Annotated in this window: 18 protein-coding genes; 11 read left to right on the top strand and 7 right to left on the bottom strand. The window is 69.4% G+C overall.

What is annotated here, in order from left to right; genetic code table 11:
- Nucleotides 1-53 precede the first annotated feature (53 nt).
- Entirely contained in the window at nt 54-692 is a 639-nt protein-coding gene (locus tag QE399_RS05165; protein ID WP_309826791.1) for an MBL fold metallo-hydrolase, read from the bottom strand.
- A 474-nt stretch (nt 693-1166) separates the two neighbouring features.
- Complete coding sequence (locus QE399_RS05160) at nt 1167-1895, bottom strand: TetR/AcrR family transcriptional regulator (RefSeq protein ID WP_309826789.1); 729 nt, start codon at nt 1893-1895, stop codon at nt 1167-1169.
- A 154-nt stretch (nt 1896-2049) separates the two neighbouring features.
- Here QE399_RS05160 and QE399_RS05155 point away from each other — a divergent pair, with 154 nt between their 5' ends.
- The 5 genes from QE399_RS05155 to QE399_RS05135 all read left to right on the top strand — a co-directional run bounded on the left by QE399_RS05155 (nt 2050) and on the right by QE399_RS05135 (nt 6961).
- Entirely contained in the window at nt 2050-2667 is a 618-nt protein-coding gene (locus QE399_RS05155) for a paraquat-inducible protein A (RefSeq protein ID WP_309826787.1), read from the top strand.
- A complete protein-coding gene (locus tag QE399_RS05150; protein WP_309826785.1) occupies nt 2660-3298 on the top strand; it encodes a paraquat-inducible protein A in 639 nt (212 codons plus the stop codon). The genes QE399_RS05155 and QE399_RS05150 overlap by 8 nt, the downstream gene beginning before the upstream one ends.
- Complete coding sequence (locus QE399_RS05145; protein WP_309826783.1) at nt 3291-5003, top strand: PqiB family protein; 1713 nt, start codon at nt 3291-3293, stop codon at nt 5001-5003. The genes QE399_RS05150 and QE399_RS05145 overlap by 8 nt, the downstream gene beginning before the upstream one ends.
- Nucleotides 5000-5587, top strand: coding sequence for a PqiC family protein (locus QE399_RS05140; RefSeq protein ID WP_309826781.1), 588 nt, complete (start codon nt 5000-5002; stop codon nt 5585-5587). The genes QE399_RS05145 and QE399_RS05140 overlap by 4 nt, the downstream gene beginning before the upstream one ends.
- A gap of 66 nt (nt 5588-5653) precedes the next feature.
- A complete protein-coding gene (locus QE399_RS05135) occupies nt 5654-6961 on the top strand; it encodes a sensor domain-containing diguanylate cyclase (RefSeq protein ID WP_309826779.1) in 1308 nt (435 codons plus the stop codon).
- Between the two features lie 270 nt (nt 6962-7231).
- Here the strand turns inward: QE399_RS05135 and QE399_RS05130 are convergent, their stop codons facing one another.
- Complete coding sequence (locus QE399_RS05130; protein ID WP_309826777.1) at nt 7232-8035, bottom strand: exodeoxyribonuclease III; 804 nt, start codon at nt 8033-8035, stop codon at nt 7232-7234.
- A 10-nt stretch (nt 8036-8045) separates the two neighbouring features.
- Here QE399_RS05130 and pyrE point away from each other — a divergent pair, with 10 nt between their 5' ends.
- Nucleotides 8046-8759, top strand: coding sequence for an orotate phosphoribosyltransferase (gene pyrE / locus QE399_RS05125; RefSeq protein ID WP_309826774.1), 714 nt, complete (start codon nt 8046-8048; stop codon nt 8757-8759).
- A gap of 62 nt (nt 8760-8821) precedes the next feature.
- On the top strand, nt 8822-9478 hold the full coding sequence (locus QE399_RS05120) for a DUF4124 domain-containing protein (protein WP_309826772.1): 657 nt from the start codon (nt 8822-8824) through the stop codon (nt 9476-9478).
- 110 nt (nt 9479-9588) lie between these two features.
- Here the strand turns inward: QE399_RS05120 and gatB are convergent, their stop codons facing one another.
- From gatB to gatC, 3 genes are read right to left on the bottom strand one after another with little or no spacing between them, the layout of a single operon-like run.
- The gene (gatB, locus tag QE399_RS05115; RefSeq protein WP_309826770.1) at nt 9589-11043 is read right to left on the bottom strand and encodes an Asp-tRNA(Asn)/Glu-tRNA(Gln) amidotransferase subunit GatB; all 1455 of its coding nucleotides are present in this window, start codon (nt 11041-11043) and stop codon (nt 9589-9591) included.
- 1 nt (nt 11044) lies between these two features.
- On the bottom strand, nt 11045-12547 hold the full coding sequence (gene gatA / locus QE399_RS05110; RefSeq protein ID WP_309826768.1) for an Asp-tRNA(Asn)/Glu-tRNA(Gln) amidotransferase subunit GatA: 1503 nt from the start codon (nt 12545-12547) through the stop codon (nt 11045-11047).
- A 10-nt stretch (nt 12548-12557) separates the two neighbouring features.
- Entirely contained in the window at nt 12558-12857 is a 300-nt protein-coding gene (gene gatC, locus QE399_RS05105; protein WP_309826766.1) for an Asp-tRNA(Asn)/Glu-tRNA(Gln) amidotransferase subunit GatC, read from the bottom strand.
- Nucleotides 12858-13062: 205 nt separating this feature from the next.
- On the opposite strand from gatC, the gene QE399_RS05100 reads away from it, so the two are divergent.
- The 4 genes from QE399_RS05100 (at nt 13063) to mrdA (ending at nt 17778) form a co-directional block, all read left to right on the top strand.
- Complete coding sequence (locus QE399_RS05100) at nt 13063-14106, top strand: rod shape-determining protein (protein WP_309826764.1); 1044 nt, start codon at nt 13063-13065, stop codon at nt 14104-14106.
- 189 nt (nt 14107-14295) lie between these two features.
- Nucleotides 14296-15210, top strand: a complete 915-nt coding sequence (gene mreC / locus QE399_RS05095; protein ID WP_309826762.1) for a rod shape-determining protein MreC — start codon at nt 14296-14298, stop codon at nt 15208-15210.
- Nucleotides 15207-15725, top strand: coding sequence for a rod shape-determining protein MreD (gene mreD / locus QE399_RS05090; protein ID WP_309826760.1), 519 nt, complete (start codon nt 15207-15209; stop codon nt 15723-15725). Before mreC ends, mreD begins: the two co-directional genes overlap by 4 nt.
- Before the next feature lie 100 nt (nt 15726-15825).
- A complete protein-coding gene (mrdA, locus tag QE399_RS05085) occupies nt 15826-17778 on the top strand; it encodes a penicillin-binding protein 2 (protein WP_309826758.1) in 1953 nt (650 codons plus the stop codon).
- Between the two features lie 73 nt (nt 17779-17851).
- Here the strand turns inward: mrdA and QE399_RS05080 are convergent, their stop codons facing one another.
- Complete coding sequence (locus QE399_RS05080; protein ID WP_309826756.1) at nt 17852-18745, bottom strand: DMT family transporter; 894 nt, start codon at nt 18743-18745, stop codon at nt 17852-17854.
- Between the last annotated feature and the right edge of the window lie 112 nt (nt 18746-18857).

Genomic DNA, 18857 nt, shown 5'->3' with positions numbered 1-18857 from the left:
TGTGCCACCGTTTCTTGACGTGGGTCAATCAGGCGGCGGGGCTGCCACCGCCGTCAGGTCCCGCCGACGTACGGGTTGCTGCGCCGCTCCCGGCCGAACGTGCTCTCGGGCCCATGGCCGGGAATGAACACCGTCGCATCGCCCATGGGCCACAGCCGCTGCACGATGCTGTCGATCAGGTCCTGGTGGTTGCCCTGCGGGAAGTCCGTGCGGCCGATGCTGCCGGCGAAGAGCACGTCGCCCACGAAGCAGCGCTCGATCTGCGGCGCATGGAACACCACATGGCCGGGGGTGTGGCCCGGGCAGTGGCGTACGTGCAGCGTCTCCTGCCCGATCTGTACCGTGTCGCCGTCGTGCAGCCAGCGCGTGGGCGTGAAGGCCTGCGCAGGCGGGAAGCCGAACATGGCACTTTGCTGCGGCAGGCCGTCGATCCAGAACTGGTCGCCCTCGTGCGGGCCGACGATGGGCAGCTGCAGGCGCTCGGCCAGCTCGCCGGCGCCGCCCGCATGGTCGATGTGGGCGTGGGTGAGCCAGATCTGCGCGAGCCGCAGCTGCAGACGCTCGGCCTCGGCCAGCAGCCGGTCCAGGTCGCCGCCCGGATCGATGACGGCGGCGGCCGAGGTCGCGTCGCACCAGACGAGCGAGGCGTTCTGCTGGAAGGCGGTCACAGGGACCGTGAGGTACTGGAGCATGGCGTGGGAGGGGCGCGGCGAGGCGCTGGTGATTCGTGGGAACGGCACAGTCTAAGAAAAAAGTCTTGCTGGCCGCGGCGCGAGGCCGGGTGAACTCTCCTCCGGCGTGCTGCACCCCGAGCTTGCTACGGTGGCTGAGGAGGGGTTGCCGTAGTGGAGGCCCACAGTGCGGCCACGTTACTGCGCCCGTGCGTCGGCACTGAGCTGCACCTGCACCGCGCGGGCTGTCGGTGGCAAGGGGCATCTCCTCCTACGCCGCAGCCCGCGGGCAGTCCGCAGAGTGGGCGGGTCGGCAGACGGTGCCGACGGACAGCAGACCTTGCCTGCAAGGCAAGTTGGCCCGCCGCCGGCGGGCCTTTTTTCGGGCTCACCGCAGCCCTGCCTTTTGTGGCACCGATGGCGACGATGCGGAGGACCGCGGCATGGAGGTGCTGCCGACCAAGCGCTTCGAGATCGCGGTGCTCGCGCGCCGGATCAAGGCGCTGCTACAGCCGCTCCGGCGCTGACGGGCGCGGGGCCCCCGCCGGCGGCAGTGCCGTTGGCCTCGGCCTCGATCAAGGTCAGGTACGCGGCGATGGCCCGCGGAATCTCTTCCAGGTACAGGTCCTGCTGTCCCGGGTCACGCTCGTAGCCGACATGCATGCCGCCCGCGGTCATGGCATGGATCACGGCGGCATAGCGGTCGTGCTGCCGGGCGCTGGCCTGGGGCATGCGCGCCCGCAGCATGCGGCGGATGCCGCGGATGAAGTCGGCGTCATCCTGGCTGTGCATGCGTCCGTGCATCAGCGGCAGAAAGTCCGGGTGCCGACGCAGGTGGTCGATGAAGGGGGTCACCAGAGCGGCCACGGCCGCGGGTGCCGACAGCTGGTGCCAGGTGGCGGCCGGCGTCTGGGCAATCTCTTCGTTGATGCGCCTCAGGTGCCCGCGGTGCCGCTCGGCCAGCGCGAGCAGCAGGCATTCGCGGTCGGCGAAGAAGTGGTACATCGAGCCGATGGAGGTGCGGGCCTCCCGCGCCACCGCGTGGATGGACACCGCTGCCGTACCGGACTGGGCGATGAGCCGCGCAGCGGCGCCGAGGATCTGGTCCACCCGCGCCTCGCCCCGGGGCTGGCGCGGGCGCCGGGCACCGGGCGCGGCGGCCTGCGCGCCGGCCGGGGGCGGCGAAACGGGGGGAGCGGCGGCACGGGGTTTGCGGGTGGCCATGGGCGGCAGCGAGGAGGGGGAGGTGCGTCGTAGGAACCCGCCGACAGCGCTTGGCGGCGGCCGGGTATTGCTTTCGATTTTCGCCTAGACTAGAACAATACGTCTATTTTTTCCAGCGTCGTTTTCCCTCCTATTCGCCTCTTCTGGTGCCCCGATGAAGATCTTTCCCGGACTCACGGTCTGCGAGCACTGCGACGCTGTCTATGCGCGCCGGCCCCTGGCCGCAGGGGAAGTGGCGCGCTGCAGCCGGTGCGGCGCGGTGCTGTACCGGGCCAGCGGGCTGGATGTCGAGCGCTGGCTCGCGCTCACCGTGGCGGCGGCCATCGTGTTCCTGATCGCCAATGTCTACCCCATCGTCCGCATCAGCCTGCAGGGCCTGCACAACGAGGCCACGCTGTGGCAGTCGGTGGCGGCGCTGGTGCACGGCGCCGCCGCACCCATCGCCGTGCCGACGGCGCTGTCCATCATCCTGGTGCCCTTCCTGCAGATCATGCTGCTGCTGTGGGTGCTGCTGTACGCCCGCCGGGGCCGGCGAGCACCGGGCTTCGCGCAGGCCATGCGCATGCTGGTGGCGCTGCGGCCGTGGAGCATGATCGAGGTGTGCATGCTGGGCATTCTGGTGGCGGTGATCAAGCTGTCCAGCTACATGCAGGTGGCTCCGGGGCCGGGCATCTGGGCCACCGCGGCGTTGATGGTGCTGCTCACACTGATCGCCAACCGCGACACCCACTGGCTCTGGGACCTGACCGCTCCGCGGAAGGCCGATGCCTGAGTCCGCTGCGCCCCCCGCCACCGCCCGCCGCCTGGGCGTGGTGGCCTGCCACGACTGCGGGCTGGTCTGCGAGGACTGGCTGGACGCCTCCCCGCGCGCGGGATGCCCCCGTTGCGGCGCCCCACTGCACCGCCGCCGGCCGGACAGTATCGCCCGGGCCTGGGCCCTGCTGCTGGCCGCGGTGGTGTTCTACATCCCGGCCAACGTCCTGCCCGTCATGTACACGCGCATGCTCGGCGATGGCGCAGACAGCACCATCATGGGGGGCGTGCTGCAGTTCTGGCAGTCGGGCTCGTACGGGATCGCCCTGGTGATCTTCATCGCCAGCGTGGCGGTGCCGTGCACCAAGTTCCTGGTGCTGGGCCTGCTGCTGGTGACCGCCCAGCGGCGCAGCACCTGGGCCATGCGCGAGCGGGCCCGCATGTACCGGATGGTGGAGATGATCGGCTACTGGTCCATGCTGGACGTGCTGGTGGTGGCCATCGTCGCGGCCCTGGTGAAGTTCCATGCGCTGAGCGACATCGAGCCGCGCATCGGCATCCTTTTCTTCGGCATGGTAGTGATCCTCACCATGCTGTCGTCGATGAGTTTCGATCCCCGGCTGACGTGGGACGGAGAGAACCATGAGTAGCACACCCCTTCCCCCGCCGGAACTGGCCGGCCCCGATATCGCGCGCTCGCGCTGGCGCGTGTCGCCGGTGTGGCTGGTGCCGGTGATCGCCTGCCTGATCGGCCTGTCGATGCTCGTCCACGCCTGGTATGCCAACGGGCCGGAGGTGAAGATCCGGTTCAAGACCGCGGCCGGCCTGGAGGCGGGCAAGACACCGGTGAAATACAAGGACGTCACGGTCGGGGGCGTGTCGGCCATCGCGCTGAGCGAGGACCGCTCGCACGTGGTCGTGACCGTGTCGCTGGTGAAGAACGCGGCCGGCCTGGCGCGCGCTGATTCGCGTTTCTGGGTGGTGCGCCCGCGCATCGGGGCGGGCGGCGTCTCGGGCATCGACACGCTGCTGTCCGGCGCCTACATCGGCGTGGACGAAGGGACGTCGGAAGAATCCGGCCGCGAGTTCACGGGCCTGGAAACGCCCCCGCCCGTCATCGGCGGCATGCCCGGCCGCACCTTCGTCGTCCGGGCGGACGATCTCGGCTCGCTGGACATCGGCTCGCCGGTGTACTACCGGCGCATCCAGGTCGGGCGGGTGGCCGCCTACAACCTCGACGAAGATGGCCGCGGGGTCAGCGTGCAGGTGTTCATCGATGCACCGTACGACAAGTTCGTCACCACCAATGCCCGCTTCTGGAACGCCAGCGGCGTGGATGTGTCGCTCAGCGCCAGCGGCCTCAAGCTCAACACCCAGTCGCTCGCCACGGTGCTGGCGGGCGGCATCGCGTTCGCCGCGCAGCCTGGCGCGCAAGGCGGCGAGCCGGCACCCGAGAACGCCCGCTTCCCGCTGGAGAAGGACCAACAGGCCGCGCTGGCGCCGCCCGACGGCCCGGCGCAGCAGATCCGTCTGTACTTCGAGCAGTCGCTGCGCGGCCTCGCCGTGGGCGCACCGGTCGAGTTCTCGGGCATCGACCTGGGGCACGTGACGTCCATCCAGCTGGACTACGACGCCACCCGCCGCCGGTTCCTGTCGGTGGTGGACACCGAGGTCTTCCCGGAACGTCTGGGCAAGGTTCTGCAGAAGCTGCCCAACCTGCAGGGCACGGCCGACGAGCAGGGCGCGCAGTTCCTGAAGATCATGGTGGCCAACGGCCTGCGGGCCCAGGCCAAGTCGGCCAACATCCTGACGGGCCAGCTCTACGTTTCGCTCGACTTCATCCGCAACACGCCGTCCGTGCCTTTCGACGTGGCGGCACGCCCGCTGGTGCTGCCCACCGTGCGCGGCGAATTCGACAAGCTGCAGGAGCAGATCGGCAGCATCGTCGCCAAGGTCGAGAAGATGCCGCTCGACTCCATCGGGCGCAACCTCGATGCCTCGCTGGGCACGATGAACAAGACCTTGGGCACGCTGGACAAGACGCTCGGCACCTTCGACCAGACGCTGGGCCAGGTCAATGGCGAGGTGCTGCCCGAGGCCGCCAACACCATGCGCAGCGCGCAGCAGGCCCTGGGCGCTGCGCAGGAGCTGGTGTCCGAAGATGCGCCCCTGCGGCAGGACCTGGGCCAGACGCTGCAGGAACTGCGCCGCACCGCCCGCTCGGTGCGCTCACTGACCGATCTGCTCGGCGAGCATCCTGAATCGCTGTTCAGCGGCCGCCCGAAGGACGCGCCGCTGCAGCCGCAGGCCGTGTCGCCCCTTCCCCGCAAGCCCCTTCAGGAGACGAACCGATGAAGCCGCGCATTCTTCGCACCGCCGCAGCCGTGCTGGGCCTGGCCGCGCTGGCGGCCTGCTCTTCCGCACCGGTCCAGTACTACACGCTCGCTTCGCCCGCCCCGGCAGAAGCCGCCGCCGCGCCGCGCGCGCCGTTCCTGATCGAAGTGCTGCCCGTGGGCATGCCCGAGATGCTCGACCGCTCGCAGCTGGTGGTGCGCCAGGGCGACGCCGGCGTGGCCGTGCTGGACCGCCAACGCTGGGCCAGCCCGCTCAGCGATGAACTGCAGGCAGCGTTGTCCGCGCAGCTCGCATCCCAGCTGGGCGCGCCGGACACCGCCGGCCTGCCGCGCCAGCCAGGCGCCGCGGTATGGCGCATCAAGGTGGAAGTGCGCCGGCTCGACGCCTGGCCCGGCCGGCAGTTGCTGCTGGACAGCGACTGGGCAGCCAATCTCTCGTCAGACGCTCCCACCCGGCTCACCTGCAGCAGCCGCATCGCGCTGGACGCGCCGGCCGACCCGGCGGGTCTGGCCGAGGCGCACCAGACCGCCGTCCGGCAGCTGGCGCAGCAGATCGCCGCGGCGGTGCGGGGCCGTGTTTGCTGAGCCGCGTGCGGCAGCAGCTTGGGGCCTGGGGCCGACGGTGCCTGCGGCTGCACTAGGATCGCGGGCATGAGTTCCCGTCCCATCTTTCCCCTGGCCAGCCTGGAGGACCTCGAACGGCTGCAGGACATCCTCGACCACAACTCCGACTGGATCTGGGAAGTGGATGCGCAGGGCCGCTACACCTACTGCTCGGCCATGGTCACGCAGCTGCTGGGGCGCACGCCTGCGGAGGTGATCGGCAAGACCCCTTTCGACTTCATGCCACCGGCCGAGGCCGAGCGGGTGGGCCGCGCCTTCGGCACCATCGTCTCGGCGGCCCGGCCTTTTTCGGGCCTGATCAACCGCAACGTGCGTCCGGACGGCCGCATCGTCGTGCTCGAGACCAGCGGCGTGCCGCTGTTCGCGCCCGACGGCAGCCTGCGCGGCTACCGCGGCATCGACCGGGATCTGTCGGATCTGGGCGAGCGCTTCCTGCAGCTGGAAGGCATCTACGACACGGCGCCGGTGGCGCTGTGCACGGTCGACCTGGACGGCCGGCTGGTGCTGCTCAACCAGGCCATGGCCCAGATGCTGGGCGGCTCCACCGACGGCCTCCGGGGCACGCTGCTGGCCCGGCTGTTCCCGGCGGCCTGGGAGCGCATGGCTGCGGGGCTGCAATGCCTGCAGGAAGGGCAACCGCTGGAAGACCATGAGTTCGAATGGCAGGGCCAGTGGTTCTACGCGGTGTCCTCCGCAATGAACGATGCGCTGGGCCGGGTGATCGGGCTGTCCGTCGCGTGGACGGACATCACGCGGCGCAAGCAGGTCGAGCAGCAGCTCACCGAGGCCAACTACCGTCTGGAACACTACGCCCAGCAGGACTACCTCACCGGCCTGTACAACCGGCGCTACCTCGACGAGCGCCTGTCGCGGGAGATCGCCCGGGCGCGCCGAGAGCAGCGCCCGCTGTCGGTCTGCATGGCCGATGTGGACTATTTCAAACCCTACAACGACCGCCTGGGCCATATCGCCGGTGACGAGTGCCTGCGCGCCGTGGCCGCGGTGCTCGCGGAGGGCGCCAGCCGGCCGGGCGATGTCGTGAGCCGCTACGGTGGCGAGGAGTTCGTCGTCATCCTCTCCTCCACCGACGAAGAGGGCGCCCTGGCCGTGGCCGAACGGCTGCGTGCCGCCGTCGATGCCCTGCGCCTGCCGCACCCGGAAAGCCCCTGCGGCCACGTGACCGTCAGCGTGGGCGCGGTGACGCGCCGCCCTGCGCGCGATGTGGCGGGCGGCGAGGAGGAAGAGGCCGACACCGTCGCCGGCCTGCTGCGCATGGCCGACCGCGCGCTCTACCGCGCCAAGGACCGGGGGCGCAACCGCGTGGCTGCGGACTGATCCGGCGCGCCGGGCGCGGCAGCCGTGGCGGGCGGGGACCGGGGGTCCAGGTTGCAGGGAGCGCGCCCCGCCGTACCGTGCCGGCTCCGGTGTGGGCGGCGCCCGGTCTGGGGAGCTTACGGCTGTGATGTCCCGCTGTTACTAGTGAAAATGGCCTCTGGCGCCCGTCCATCAAGCGCAGATAGCTACTAATTCAGTAGCGGTGGCCGGTGTGCTCCGCAGGTCGGCGGTGCGGCGCGCGGCCGGCCGCTTCCTGCCCACCACCCACCGTCACAGCGCCAGGTCGTAGCCCACGGTGATGGGCGCGTGGTCCGAGAACTTCTGCTGCTTGTAGATCTCTTCGGTGCGCGCCAGCGCGGCGATCGCCGGCGTGGCCAGGTGGTAGTCGAGCCGCCATCCCACGTTGTTGGCGTAGGCCTGGCCCCGGTTGCTCCACCAGGTGTAGGCGGTGTCGGTGGCGGTGGGCTGCAGGCGGCGATAGACGTCGATGAGGCCGCCCGTCACCTCGGTGGTGTGCAGCAGCTGGGTCATCCAGGCCCGCTCTTCGGGCAGGAAGCCGCTGTTCTTCTGGTTGCTGCGCCAGTTCTTCAGGTCGATCTGCTGGTGGGCGATGTTGATGTCGCCGCACAGGATGAACTCGCGCTCGGCCTTCAGGCGCATCAGGTGCGGGTGGAATTCGGCCAGAAAGCGGTACTTGGCCAGCTGCCGCTCCTCGCCCGAGGAGCCGCTGGGGAAGTAGGCGCTGATGATGGACAGCTTGCGGGCCGGCGTGTCGAAGCGCACCTCCACGTAGCGCCCCTCGGCGTCGAACTCCGTCGAGCCATAGCCCACGACGACATCGCTCGGTTCGTGCCGCGTGTAGATGCCCACGCCGGAGTAGCCTTTCTTGGCTGCGAACTGGAAGTGGCCCTTCAGGCCCGCCAGCTCCTCGAAGCGCCCCTGGATGTCGGCCGACTGGGCCTTGATCTCCTGCACGCAAATACAATCCGGCCGGGTCGCGGCGATCCATTCCACGACCCCTTTGGAGGCTGCGGAGCGGATGCCGTTGAGGTTGAGGCTGGTTAACTTGAACAAGGAAGCATCCATGGTGACTGACAACGCGCAAGCGCTGACAAAAGAAGAAGACAAGGACCGTCTGGCGCAGGCGTTCGTGCGGTTCGCCGTGGAATCGGGCGTGCTGCGCTTTGGCGAATTCAAGACCAAGGCCGGCCGCATGAGCCCGTATTTCTTCAACGCGGGGCTGTTCGACGACGGCGCCAAGATGGGCCGGCTCGCGGAATTCTATGCAAAAGCGCTGATCGCCAGCGGCATCGAATTCGACATGGTCTTCGGCCCTGCCTACAAAGGGATTCCGCTGGCCGCGACGGTCGCCGTGGAGCTGGCCCGCCACGGCCACAACGTGCCCTTCGCCTACAACCGCAAGGAGGCCAAGGACCATGGCGAGGGCGGCACGCTGGTCGGCGCGCCGCTGCAGGGCCGCGTGCTGATCGTGGACGATGTCATGTCCGCCGGCACCGCCGCGCGCGAATCCATCGCCCTGATCCGTGCCGCAGGCGCCACCCCGCATGCCATGGCGATTGCGCTGGACCGCCAGGAAAAGGCCACCGAGAACGGACAGGACGTGGACCACAGCGCCGTGCAGTACGTGCGCAACACCCTGGGCATGCAGGTGTGCACCATCGCCAAGCTGTCGGATTTGCTGCAGTATCTGGCCCAGGAGGGTGGCGGCGCCGAGGTGCACGGCCACCACGAGCGCGTGCTGGCCTACCGCCAGCGCTACGGCGTTCAGGAAGGCTGAGCCGGGGCCGGGCCCTGCGGCCCGGCACACAGGCAACGGACACACAAGGAGCGGCCGAGTTGATGCGAGCGATCCCGGGTTTCCTTCTGCTGGCGGTGCTGGGCGGCTACGCCTGGGCGCAGCAGCCCCCGTCTTCCGGGCAGGTCTACTCCTGCGTGGACCGCCAGGGCCGCCGCCTGACGGCGGACCGGCCCATTGCCGAGTGCGTGGACCGTGAGCAGCGCGTGCTGGACGGCACGGGCCTGGAGCGCCGCCGCCTCGGCCCGACCCTGACCGAACTGGAGCGCGCGGCCCAGGAGGCCGAGCGCCGCAAGGAGGCCGAGGAACGCGCGCGCATCGCCGAGGAGCGCCGCCGCGAGCGCGCCCTGGTGACCCGCTACCCGGACAAGGCGGCCCACGATGTGGAGCGCGCAGCGGCCCTGCAACAGATCGACGAGGTCGTGGCCGTGGCGAACAAGCGGGCAGATGATCTGCAGCGCGACCGCCGCAAGCTCGACGGCGAGATGGAGTTCTACCGCAAGGACCCGTCCAAGGCCCCCCTGCCGCTGCGCCGCCAACTGGCCGAGATCGACGACGGACTGGCCGAGCAGCGGCGCTTCATCGACGCGCAGGACCAGGAAAAGCGGCGCGTGCACCAGCGCTTCGACGCCGAACTGGCCCAGCTGCGCGTGCTATGGGCGGCGCAGAACGCGGCCGTGCCGGGCACCCGCGCGCCCTGAGCCGCTGCGGTGCCAACGGGCGCCGAAGAGAGTGGCCTGACGCTGCGCCGCACCCCAAGAAAAACGGCCTCCGAGGAGGCCGTTGTCGTTTGCCGGGGCTGAAGCGGCGCTCAGAGCGCCGCGAGTCGCGCGCGCAGCAGGTCGTTGACCTGTTGCGGGTTGGCCTTGCCCTTGCTCGCCTTCATGGCCTGGCCGACCAGGGCGTTGAACGCCTTGTCCTTGCCCGCCTTGAACTGCTCCACGTTGGCCGGGTTGGCGGCGATCACCTCGTCGATGATCTTCTCCAGCGCGCCGGAGTCGTTCATCTGCTTGAGGCCCTTGGCCTCGATGACGGCGTCCACGTCCTGGCCCTCTCCGGTCCACAGCGCCTCGAACACCTGCTTGCCGGCGTTGTTGGAGATGGTGCCGTCGGCGATGCGCCGCACCAGGGCCGCGAGCTGCGCAGCGTTCACCGGCGCGGCGGCGATGTCCAGCTCGCCTGCGTTCACGCGGCGCGAGACCTCGCCCATGATCCAGTTGCTGACCAGCTTGGGGCTGCCGCTGGCCTTCGCCGCCTCTTCGAAGTAGGCCGCCATCGCCTTGGACTGCGTGAGCGTCGTGGCGTCGTATTCCGGCAGGCCGTAGTCGGCCACGAAGCGCGCGGCCATGGCGCGCGGCAATTCGGGCATCAGCGCCCGCTGTTCATCGACCCAGTGCTGCGAAATCTGTAGCGGCGGCAGGTCCGGGTCGGGGAAGTAGCGGTAGTCGGCAGCGTCTTCCTTGGTGCGCATGGAACGCGTCTCGCCGGTGTCGGGGTTGAACAGCACCGTGGCCTGCTGGATCGCGCGGCCGTCCTCGATTTCCTCGATCTGCCAGCGGATCTCGTAGTCGATCGCCTGCTGCATGTTCTTGAACGAGTTCAGGTTCTTGATCTCGCGGCGCGTGCCCAGCGGCTGGCCGGGCTTGCGCACGGACACGTTGGCGTCGCAGCGGAAGCTGCCCTCTTGCATGTTGCCGTCGCAGATGCCGATCCAAGTGACGATCTTGTGCAGCTCCTTGGCGTAGGCCACGGCTTCCTCGCTGGAGCGGATGTCCGGCTCGGTCACGATCTCCAGCAGCGGCGTGCCGGCGCGGTTCAGGTCGATGCCGCTCTGGCCGATGAAGTCCTCGTGCAGCGACTTGCCCGCGTCTTCCTCCAGGTGGGCGCGCACCAGGCGCACGGTCTTCTTCTCGTCGCCCAGGTAGAACGACACCTCGCCGCCCTGCACCACGGGGATCTCGAACTGGCTGATCTGGTAGCCCTTGGGCAGATCCGGGTAGAAGTAGTTCTTGCGGGCAAAAATGCTCTCTGGCGCAATCGTGGAGCCGAGAGCCAGTCCTAATTTGATAGCGCAGGCCACGGCCTCGCGGTTCATCACCGGCAGCGTGCCGGGCAGGGCCAGGTCCACCGCGCAGGCCTGGGTGTTGGGCTCGGCGCCGAAGGCCGTGGGCGCGCGGCTGAAGATCTTCGATTGCGTGGCGAGCTGGGTGTGGGTCTCGAAGCCAATGACGACCTCGTAGCCGTGGATCAGTTTGCTGGTGGTCATGTCACAGGCCTCCCGGCTGGCGGAGGTGGAAGTCGGTCGCCTGCTGCAGGCGGTGCGCGGCGTTGAGCAGACGGCTTTCCTGGAAGTAGTTGCCGATGAGCTGCAGGCCCACGGGCATGCCGCCTTCGCCGAAGCCGGCGGGCACGCTCATGCCGGGCAGGCCGGCGAGCGACGCGGGCAGGGTGAAGATGTCGGCCAGGTAGTCGGCCAGCGGGTCGTTGCCGTGCTCGCCGAGCTTCCAGGCCACTGTGGGCGCCACCGGGCCGGCGATCACGTCGCAGTCCTTGAACGCGTTCTGGAAGTCGTCGGCGATCATGCGGCGGATCTTCTGCGCCTGCAGGTAGTAGGCGTCGTAGTAGCCGTGGGACAGCACGTAGGTGCCGATCATGATGCGGCGCTTGACCTCGTCGCCGAAGCCTTCGGCGCGCGTCTTCTTGTACATGTCCAGCAGGTCGGTGTAGTCCTTGGCGCGGTGGCCGAACTTCACGCCGTCGAAGCGGCTCAGGTTGGACGACGCCTCGGCCGGCGCGATGATGTAGTACACCGGGATGGACAGCTCCGTGCGCGGCAGCGTGATGGGTACCAGCTGGGCGCCGAGCTTTTCGTATTCCTTGAGCGCGCCATCCACCGCGGCGCGCACGTCGGGCGCCAGGCCCTCGCCGAAGAACTCGGCCGGGATGCCGATGCGCAGGCCGTCGATGCTGTCATTCAGCTGGGCGCTGAAGTTCTCGGCCGGCACATCCAGGCTGGTGGAGTCGCGGTCCGGGTCCGGGCCGCAGAGGGCCGAGAGCAGCAGGGCGCAGTCTTCGGCGCTGCGGGCCATCGGGCCGGCCTGGTCCAGGCTGGAGGCGAAGGCGATCATGCCGTAGCGGCTGGCGCGGCCATACGTGGGCTTGATGCCGGTGATGCCGCAGAACGAGGCGGGCTGGCGGATGGAGCCGCCGGTGTCGGTACCGGTGACGGCCGGGGCCAGGCGCGCAGCCACCGCTACGGCGCTGCCGCCGGACGAACCGCCGGGCACGCGGGCCGTGTCCCAGGGGTTGCGCACCGGCGCCGGGGCGTCGCTGCCCACGGGGGCGACGGCGGAGTTCTCGTTGGCCGAGCCCATGGCGAATTCATCGCAGTTGAGCTTGCCCAGGGTCACCGCGCCGGCGTCGGCCAGGCGGGTGACCACGGTGGCGTCGAAGGGTGAGCGGTAGCCGGCCAGCATCTTCGAGCCGGCCGTGGTGGGGAAGTCGCGTGTGACGAAGATGTCCTTGTGCGCGATGGGCACGCCCGCCAGCGGGCCGGCCGTGCCGGCGGCAATGGCGGCATCCTGCGCGCGGGCCTGGGCCAGCGTGGTCTCTTCGTTGACGGCCACGAAGGCGCCCAGGGACTGGTGGGCCTGGGCGCGGGCCAGGAAGTGCTGGGCCGCCTCGACGGCGGACACCTGTTTGGCGGCCAGCTGGCGCGAGAGCTCGGCGACGCCGAGGTCGTGCAGGGCGGAAGTCTTGATATCGGTCATGCGGCTTCCTTCACTCGATGACCTTGGGCACCAGGAACAGGCCCCGCTCGACGGCGGGCGCGCTGCGCTGGTTGGCCTCGCGCTGGTCGGGCTCGCTGGCGACGTCGTCGCGCAGGCGCAGGGCGACCGGCTGGATCACCGCGATGGGGTGCGGCAGGGGGGCGATGCCGGTGGTATCCACAGCCCGCATCTTCTCGACGATGCCGAAGAAGTCATTGAGTTGAGTGAGCGTGCGCTCACTGTCTGCGGGGCTCAATTCGAGCCGCGCCAGGTTGGCGATGCGGCCGATGTCCTGGGGTGTCAGTGCCATAGGGGATTTCAGCGCGGGCAACGGGATGTAAAGCTCAATTCCGGAGTACGCCGCGGGGAGTTATTCACAGGGGATAGGGTATTATCCCGGCTTTGTCGCAATAGCCTCGAAACTGCCGGTCATTGTGCGAAAAAAGCTAATAAACACCCCCTAATACCCGGCGACGGCACGCCGACGTGCATGCCGTGCCTGAGAGGATTCTTGAATGTTCGGAGCTTTCCGTCGGTACTTCTCCACCGACCTTGCCATTGACCTTGGCACAGCTAACACCCTGATCTTCGCCCGCGACAAGGGCATCGTGCTGGACGAGCCTTCCGTCGTCGCCATCCGCCACGAAGGCGGCCCCCACGGCAAGAAAGTCATCCAGGCCGTCGGCCACGAAGCCAAGGCCATGCTGGGCAAGGTGCCGGGCAACATCGAAGCCATCCGCCCGATGAAGGACGGTGTGATCGCCGACTTCGTGATCACCGAGCAGATGATCAAGCAGTTCATCAAGATGGTGCACCCGCGCACGCTGCTCACGCCGAGCCCGCGCATCATCATCTGCGTGCCCTGCGGCTCCACCCAGGTCGAGCGCCGCGCCATCAAGGACGCGGCCGAGGCCGCCGGCGCCACCGCCGTCTACCTCATCGAAGAACCCATGGCCGCCGGCATCGGCGCCGGCCTGCCGGTGTCCGAAGCCTCGGGCTCCATGGTGGTGGACATCGGCGGCGGCACGACCGAAGTGGGCGTGATCTCGCTGGGCGGCATGGTCTACAAGGGCAGCGTCCGCGTGGGCGGCGACAAGTTCGACGAAGCCATCATCAGCTACATCCGCCGCAACTACGGCATGCTGATCGGCGAGCCGACGGCCGAAGCCATCAAGAAGAACATCGGGTCGGCCTTCCCCGGCTCCGAGGTGCGCGAGATGGAAGTCAAGGGCCGCAACCTGTCCGAAGGCGTGCCGCGCAGCTTCACGATCTCCAGCAACGAAGTGCTGGAAGCGCTGACCGATCCGCTGAACCAGATCGTCTCCGCCGTGAAGAACGCGCTGGAACAGACCCCGCCCGAACTGGGCGCCGACATCGCCGAGCGCGGCATGATGCTCACCGGCGGCGGTGCGCTGCTGCGCGATCTGGACCGCCTGCTGGCCGAAGAGACCGGCCTGCCTGTGCTGGTGGCCGAAGACCCGCTGACCTGCGTGGTGCGCGGCTGCGGCATCGCCCTGGAGCGCATGGACCGCCAGGGCAGCATCTTCACGAGCGAGTGATGCAGCGGAGCCAACCCCCTGAGCGGCTGTGCCGCCTCCCCCTTCTCTCGCATGGCTGCGCAATGCGGGAAGGGGGACGACGCCAGTGGCCGGGCCAAGCCCGTTCCACGGCGTCTGCTGGCGGGGATGCGCACCGATTTTTGACGGCGTGATAGCGCGCTGCGCGGTCGACACAACACGATTCCTCCGATGCCTCTGGGAACCCTGGACCGTTCCGCGCCGTCCTTTTTCCGGCAGGGGCCGTCTCCTCTTTCCCGTCTAGCCCTCTACAGCGCCCTGGCGCTGTTTTTGATGGTGGCGGATGCGCGCTTCCAGATCACCGAGCCCGTGCGCAAGGCGATCTCGGCGGTGCTGTACCCGCTGCAGTGGACCATGCTGCAGCCGGTGGAGTTCGCGGGGCGCGGGGCGGGCTATTTCCAGTCGCTGCAGGCGGCCGAGGAGAGCAAGGATGCCGCCGAGCGGCGGATGGCCGAGATGTCGCAGCGGGCCAACCAGACCGAGCTGCTGTTGCAGGAGAACACCCGGCTGCGCAAGCTGCTGGAGCTGCGCGAGCGGTTGGACACGCCGTCGCAGGCCGCCCAGGTCATCTACGACACGGCCGACCCCTACACCCGCCGGGTGATGATCGACCGCGGCCAGACGGCCGGGGTGGAGCTGGGCTCGCCCGTGCTCGACGAGGGCGGCATCCTGGGCCAGGTGACGCGCGTGCACCCGTTCCTGAGCGAGGTCACGCTGCTCGTCGACCGCGACCAGGCCATTCCCGTGCTCAACGTGCGCACCGGCGCCCGCAGCGTGGCCTATGGCGACCCGATCGCCGGGCACGGCGGCGGCATGGAACTGCGCTTCATGCCCGGCAACGCCGATGTGCAGGAGGGCGACCTGCTCACCACCAGCGGCGTGGACGGCCTGTACCCGCCGGGCCTGCCCGTGGCCCGCGTGGTGCGCGTGGAGCGCCGCGCCGACTCGGCCTTCGCCCGCATCTACTGCACGCCGCTCGCGCAGGTGTATGGCGCGCGGCACGTGATGGTGCTCAAGCCGCTGGTGGCCGAACTGCCCGAACGCCCGGCCCCGGCGGTGCAACCCAAGCGCGGAGGCCGCCGATGATCATGCCCAAGGGGCAGCCGCTGCTGCTGCCCGTCAGCCCCGCCTTCATCGCCGCCAGCCTGATCGCCGGGCTGGCCCTGAACATGCTGCCGCTGGGCCGCGTGGTGTGGACGCCCGACTGGGTGATGGTGCTGCTGGTCTTCTGGGGCGTGCACCAGCCTTCGCGCGTGGGCATGGGCGTGGCCTTTGCCATGGGCCTGTGCATGGACGTGTACCAGGCCGCCCTGCTGGGCCAGCACGCGCTGGCCTACAGCGCGCTGATGTACGGCGCCATCTTCGCCCACCGCCGGCTGCTGTGGTTCAGCGTGCCGTCGCAGGCGCTGCAGGTGCTGCCGCTGTTCATCGTGGCGCATGCCATCGAATTGCTGGTGCGCCTGCTGGCCGGCGGCATCCTGCCGGGCATCGAAGGCATTCTTGCGCCGTTCCTCGAAGCGCTGCTGTGGCCGCTGGCCACCTGGGCGCTGCTGGCGCCGCAGCGCCGGCCGCCGGACCGCGACCAGAACCGCCCGCTCTGACGATGATGCAACGCCCCGAGCGGCTGCGCCGCCCCCGCACCGGCTTCTCCCCTTGCGCCGCGCGGCCTGAACCGGTCCGCGTCGGCCCGGGAGTCGGCACATGACCGAGCTGCGCAACACCGAGGCGGACGCCGCGCGTTTCCGGCGGCGGGTGCTGGTCATCGGGCTGGTCGTTTTCCTGGCGTTCTGTTTGATCGTCGCGCGCCTGTTCGTGCTGCAGGTGGTGCGCCATGCCGATCTGGCCGACCAGGCCGAAAGCAACCGCACGGCGGTGGTGCCCATCGTGCCCAACCGTGGCCTCATCATGGACCGCAACGGCGTGGTGCTGGCCACCAACTATTCGGCCTACACGCTGGAGATCACCCCCTCCAAGGTCGACGGGCTGGAAGAGACCATCGACGAGCTGGCCAAGGTGGTCGAGATCCACCAGCGCGACCGCCGCCGCTTTAAGCGGCTGATGGAGGAGTCGCGCAGCTTCGAATCGCTGCCGATCCGCACGCGCCTGACCGACCAGGAGGTGGCGCGCTTCACCGCGCAGCGCTACCGCTTCCCGGGCGTGGACATCAAGGCGCGGCTGTTCCGCAACTACCCGCTGGGCGAGGTGGCCAGCCACGCCATCGGCTACATCGGGCGCATCAACCAGCGCGAGAAGGAGCGCATCGAGGACTCCGAGGACGCGGCCAACTACCGCGGCACCGACCACATCGGCAAGCTGGGCGTGGAGCAGAGCTTCGAGACCACGCTGCACGGCCTGACCGGCGTGGAGCGCATGGAGACTTCGGCCGGTGGCCACGCCGTTCGGCGCCTGGCCAGCCACCCGGCCACGCCGGGCAACACGGTGATGCTGTCGCTGGACATCAAGCTGCAGAAGCTGGTGGAAGACATGTTCGGCGACCGGCGCGGCGCGCTGGTGGCGATCGATCCGCGCAACGGCGAGATCCTGGCGCTGGTGTCCAAGCCCACGTTCGATCCCAACCTCTTCGTCGAAGGCATCGACGTGGAGAACTGGCAGGCGCTCAACGAGTCGATCGACAAGCCGCTGCTCAACCGCGCCCTGCGCGGCACCTACCCGCCGGGCTCGACCTACAAGCCTTTCATGGCGCTGGCGGCGCTGGAGCTGAACAAGCGCTCGCCCACCCAGGTCTACAACGACCCCGGCTTCTATTCGTATGGCGGCCGCACCTTCCGCAGCCACGAGGGCGGCCTGGGCGGCGTGGACATGGTGCGCGCCATCCAGTTCTCCAGCAACACGTATTTCTATTCGCTGGCGGTGGACATGGGCGTGGACGCCATCCACGACTTCATGAAGCCGCTGGGCTTCGGGCAGATCACCGGCATCGACCTCAACGGCGAAGTGCGCGGCGTGTTGCCCAGCACCGAGTGGAAGCGCAATACCTACAAGCGCCCTGAACTCAAGCGCTGGTATTCGGGCGAGACGGTGTCGCTGGGCATCGGCCAGGGCTACAACAACTTCACCATGCTGCAGCTGGCTTCGGCCGAGGCCACGCTGGCCAGCGGCGGCATGCGCTACCGGCCGCATTTGGTGAAGGCCGTGCGCGACACGGTGACCGGCGCCGTCACCGAGGTGCCGCAGCCGCCCGGCGAGAACCTGGGCTACTCGCCCAAGAACGTCGAGGTCGTGCGCAACGGGCTCACCGCCGTGATCAAGGCCGGCACGGGCACGCGCGTGTTCGCCGGGGCGCCCTACACCGCGGCCGGCAAGACCGGCACGGCGCAGGCGGTGAGCCTGGGCCAGAACGTGAAGTACAACGCCAAGGCGCTGGAGGAGCACCAGCGCGACCATTCGCTGTTCGCCGCCTACGCGCCGGTGGAGAGCCCCCGCCTCGCCGTGGCAGTGATCGTCGAGAACGCCGGCTTCGGCGCGGCCGCGGCGGCGCCCATCGTGCGCCGCGTGTTCGACTACTGGCTGCAGGGCGACTACCCCAGCGAGCAGGACCTGGCCGCCGTCTCCAAGGGCCAGGCCGGCGCGCCCATCGGCACGCCGCGCCGCGCGGCCGACGTGCCGGTGATGGCGCCGGCGCCCGCGCCCTGACAGCGCGGCGCTGCGGCGCCCGGCAGGCCCGCCGCTCCACGGACCCAGGTGAATGGAGAAGGCCGGGCCGGCCTCAGCCGGCGGCCAGCGGCGCGCGCGGCGGCTGCAGCTGGCTGACGATCAGTGCGGCCACGATGAGCGCGGCCCCGCCCACGCCGGCCCAGCCCAGGCGCTCGCCGATCAGGGCCCAGGCGGTGAGCGCGGCGAAGACCGGTTCCAGGCCGAAGACGATGGCGCTGCGCATGGCGTCCACGCGCTGCTGCCCCCAGGCCTGCAGCGTCACCACCAGCACGCTGGCCACCACGCCCAGGTAGGCCACCGCGATCCAGGCGCCGTCCGCCAGCTGCGCGATCTGCGCTAGCGACCCGGCATAGCCGCCGTGGCGCACGCCCACCAGCACGGTGGCGGCGCCGAACATCACCAGCGCCTGCATGGCCGCCATGCGCGTGGCCCGCAGCGGCGCCGCGGCCGTGCGGCGCGCGCACTCCTCCAGCGTGAGGATGTAGAGGGCGTAGAACAGCGTGCTGGCGAGCGTCAGCGTATCGCCCAGGTTCCAGGGTTCGTTCTCGTGGAACATGAGCGCCATGCCGGCCAGGGCCATGCCGCAGGCGGCCCACAGCGTCCAGCCGTAGCGCCGGCCCAGCGCGGCCATGGCCAGCAGCGGCACGACGAGCACGTTCAGGCCGGTGACGAAGGCATTGCGGTTGCTGCTGGTGCGCGCCAGCCCTTCGATCTGCAGCCAGAACGCCAGGAACAGCAGGGCGCCCAGCAGCAGGCCCCAGCGCTGCTCGGCGCGGCGCATGCCGCGCCACAGCGGGCTGAGCACGGCCAGGGCGATGGCGAAGCGCAGCCAGATGATCTGCAGCGCGTCCAGGTGAGCGGACAGCATCTTCATCGCCGGGAAGGTGGTTCCCCAAACCATGGTGACCAGCAGAAGGGCCAGCAGGCCCTGGCGTTCGGAGCGCATACGGAACAAGGAGATCGGTAGGCCGCCGACAAAGACGGCGGTATTAAAACAGGAGCTGCTTGCGCTTGCCAGGCAAGGGTTTCAAATACAAAATGCCTTGAAAGCCAACGCT

This window comes from Paracidovorax wautersii, from assembly GCF_031453675.1.
Classification (GTDB): domain Bacteria; phylum Pseudomonadota; class Gammaproteobacteria; order Burkholderiales; family Burkholderiaceae_C; genus Paracidovorax.
The sequence above is the reverse complement of the archived record's forward strand: the minus strand, read 5'-3'. Positions and strand labels throughout refer to the sequence as shown.

Bases quoted from the DNA above. Each gene is read 5' to 3' on its own strand.
- QE399_RS05165 (WP_309826791.1), bottom strand. From the start codon at position 692: ATGCTCCAGTACCTCACGGTCCCTGTGACCGCCTTCCAGCAGAACGCC.
- QE399_RS05160 (WP_309826789.1), bottom strand. From the start codon at position 1,895: ATGGCCACCCGCAAACCCCGTGCCGCCGCTCCCCCCGTTTCGCCGCCC.
- QE399_RS05155 (WP_309826787.1), top strand. From the start codon at position 2,050: ATGAAGATCTTTCCCGGACTCACGGTCTGCGAGCACTGCGACGCTGTC.
- QE399_RS05150 (WP_309826785.1), top strand. From the start codon at position 2,660: ATGCCTGAGTCCGCTGCGCCCCCCGCCACCGCCCGCCGCCTGGGCGTG.
- QE399_RS05145 (WP_309826783.1), top strand. From the start codon at position 3,291: ATGAGTAGCACACCCCTTCCCCCGCCGGAACTGGCCGGCCCCGATATC.
- QE399_RS05140 (WP_309826781.1), top strand. From the start codon at position 5,000: ATGAAGCCGCGCATTCTTCGCACCGCCGCAGCCGTGCTGGGCCTGGCC.
- QE399_RS05135 (WP_309826779.1), top strand. From the start codon at position 5,654: ATGAGTTCCCGTCCCATCTTTCCCCTGGCCAGCCTGGAGGACCTCGAA.
- pyrE (WP_309826774.1), top strand. From the start codon at position 8,046: ATGGTGACTGACAACGCGCAAGCGCTGACAAAAGAAGAAGACAAGGAC.
- QE399_RS05120 (WP_309826772.1), top strand. From the start codon at position 8,822: ATGCGAGCGATCCCGGGTTTCCTTCTGCTGGCGGTGCTGGGCGGCTAC.
- gatB (WP_309826770.1), bottom strand. From the start codon at position 11,043: ATGACCACCAGCAAACTGATCCACGGCTACGAGGTCGTCATTGGCTTC.
- gatA (WP_309826768.1), bottom strand. From the start codon at position 12,547: ATGACCGATATCAAGACTTCCGCCCTGCACGACCTCGGCGTCGCCGAG.
- gatC (WP_309826766.1), bottom strand. From the start codon at position 12,857: ATGGCACTGACACCCCAGGACATCGGCCGCATCGCCAACCTGGCGCGG.
- QE399_RS05100 (WP_309826764.1), top strand. From the start codon at position 13,063: ATGTTCGGAGCTTTCCGTCGGTACTTCTCCACCGACCTTGCCATTGAC.
- mreC (WP_309826762.1), top strand. From the start codon at position 14,296: ATGCCTCTGGGAACCCTGGACCGTTCCGCGCCGTCCTTTTTCCGGCAG.
- mreD (WP_309826760.1), top strand. From the start codon at position 15,207: ATGATCATGCCCAAGGGGCAGCCGCTGCTGCTGCCCGTCAGCCCCGCC.
- mrdA (WP_309826758.1), top strand. From the start codon at position 15,826: ATGACCGAGCTGCGCAACACCGAGGCGGACGCCGCGCGTTTCCGGCGG.
- QE399_RS05080 (WP_309826756.1), bottom strand. From the start codon at position 18,745: ATGCGCTCCGAACGCCAGGGCCTGCTGGCCCTTCTGCTGGTCACCATG.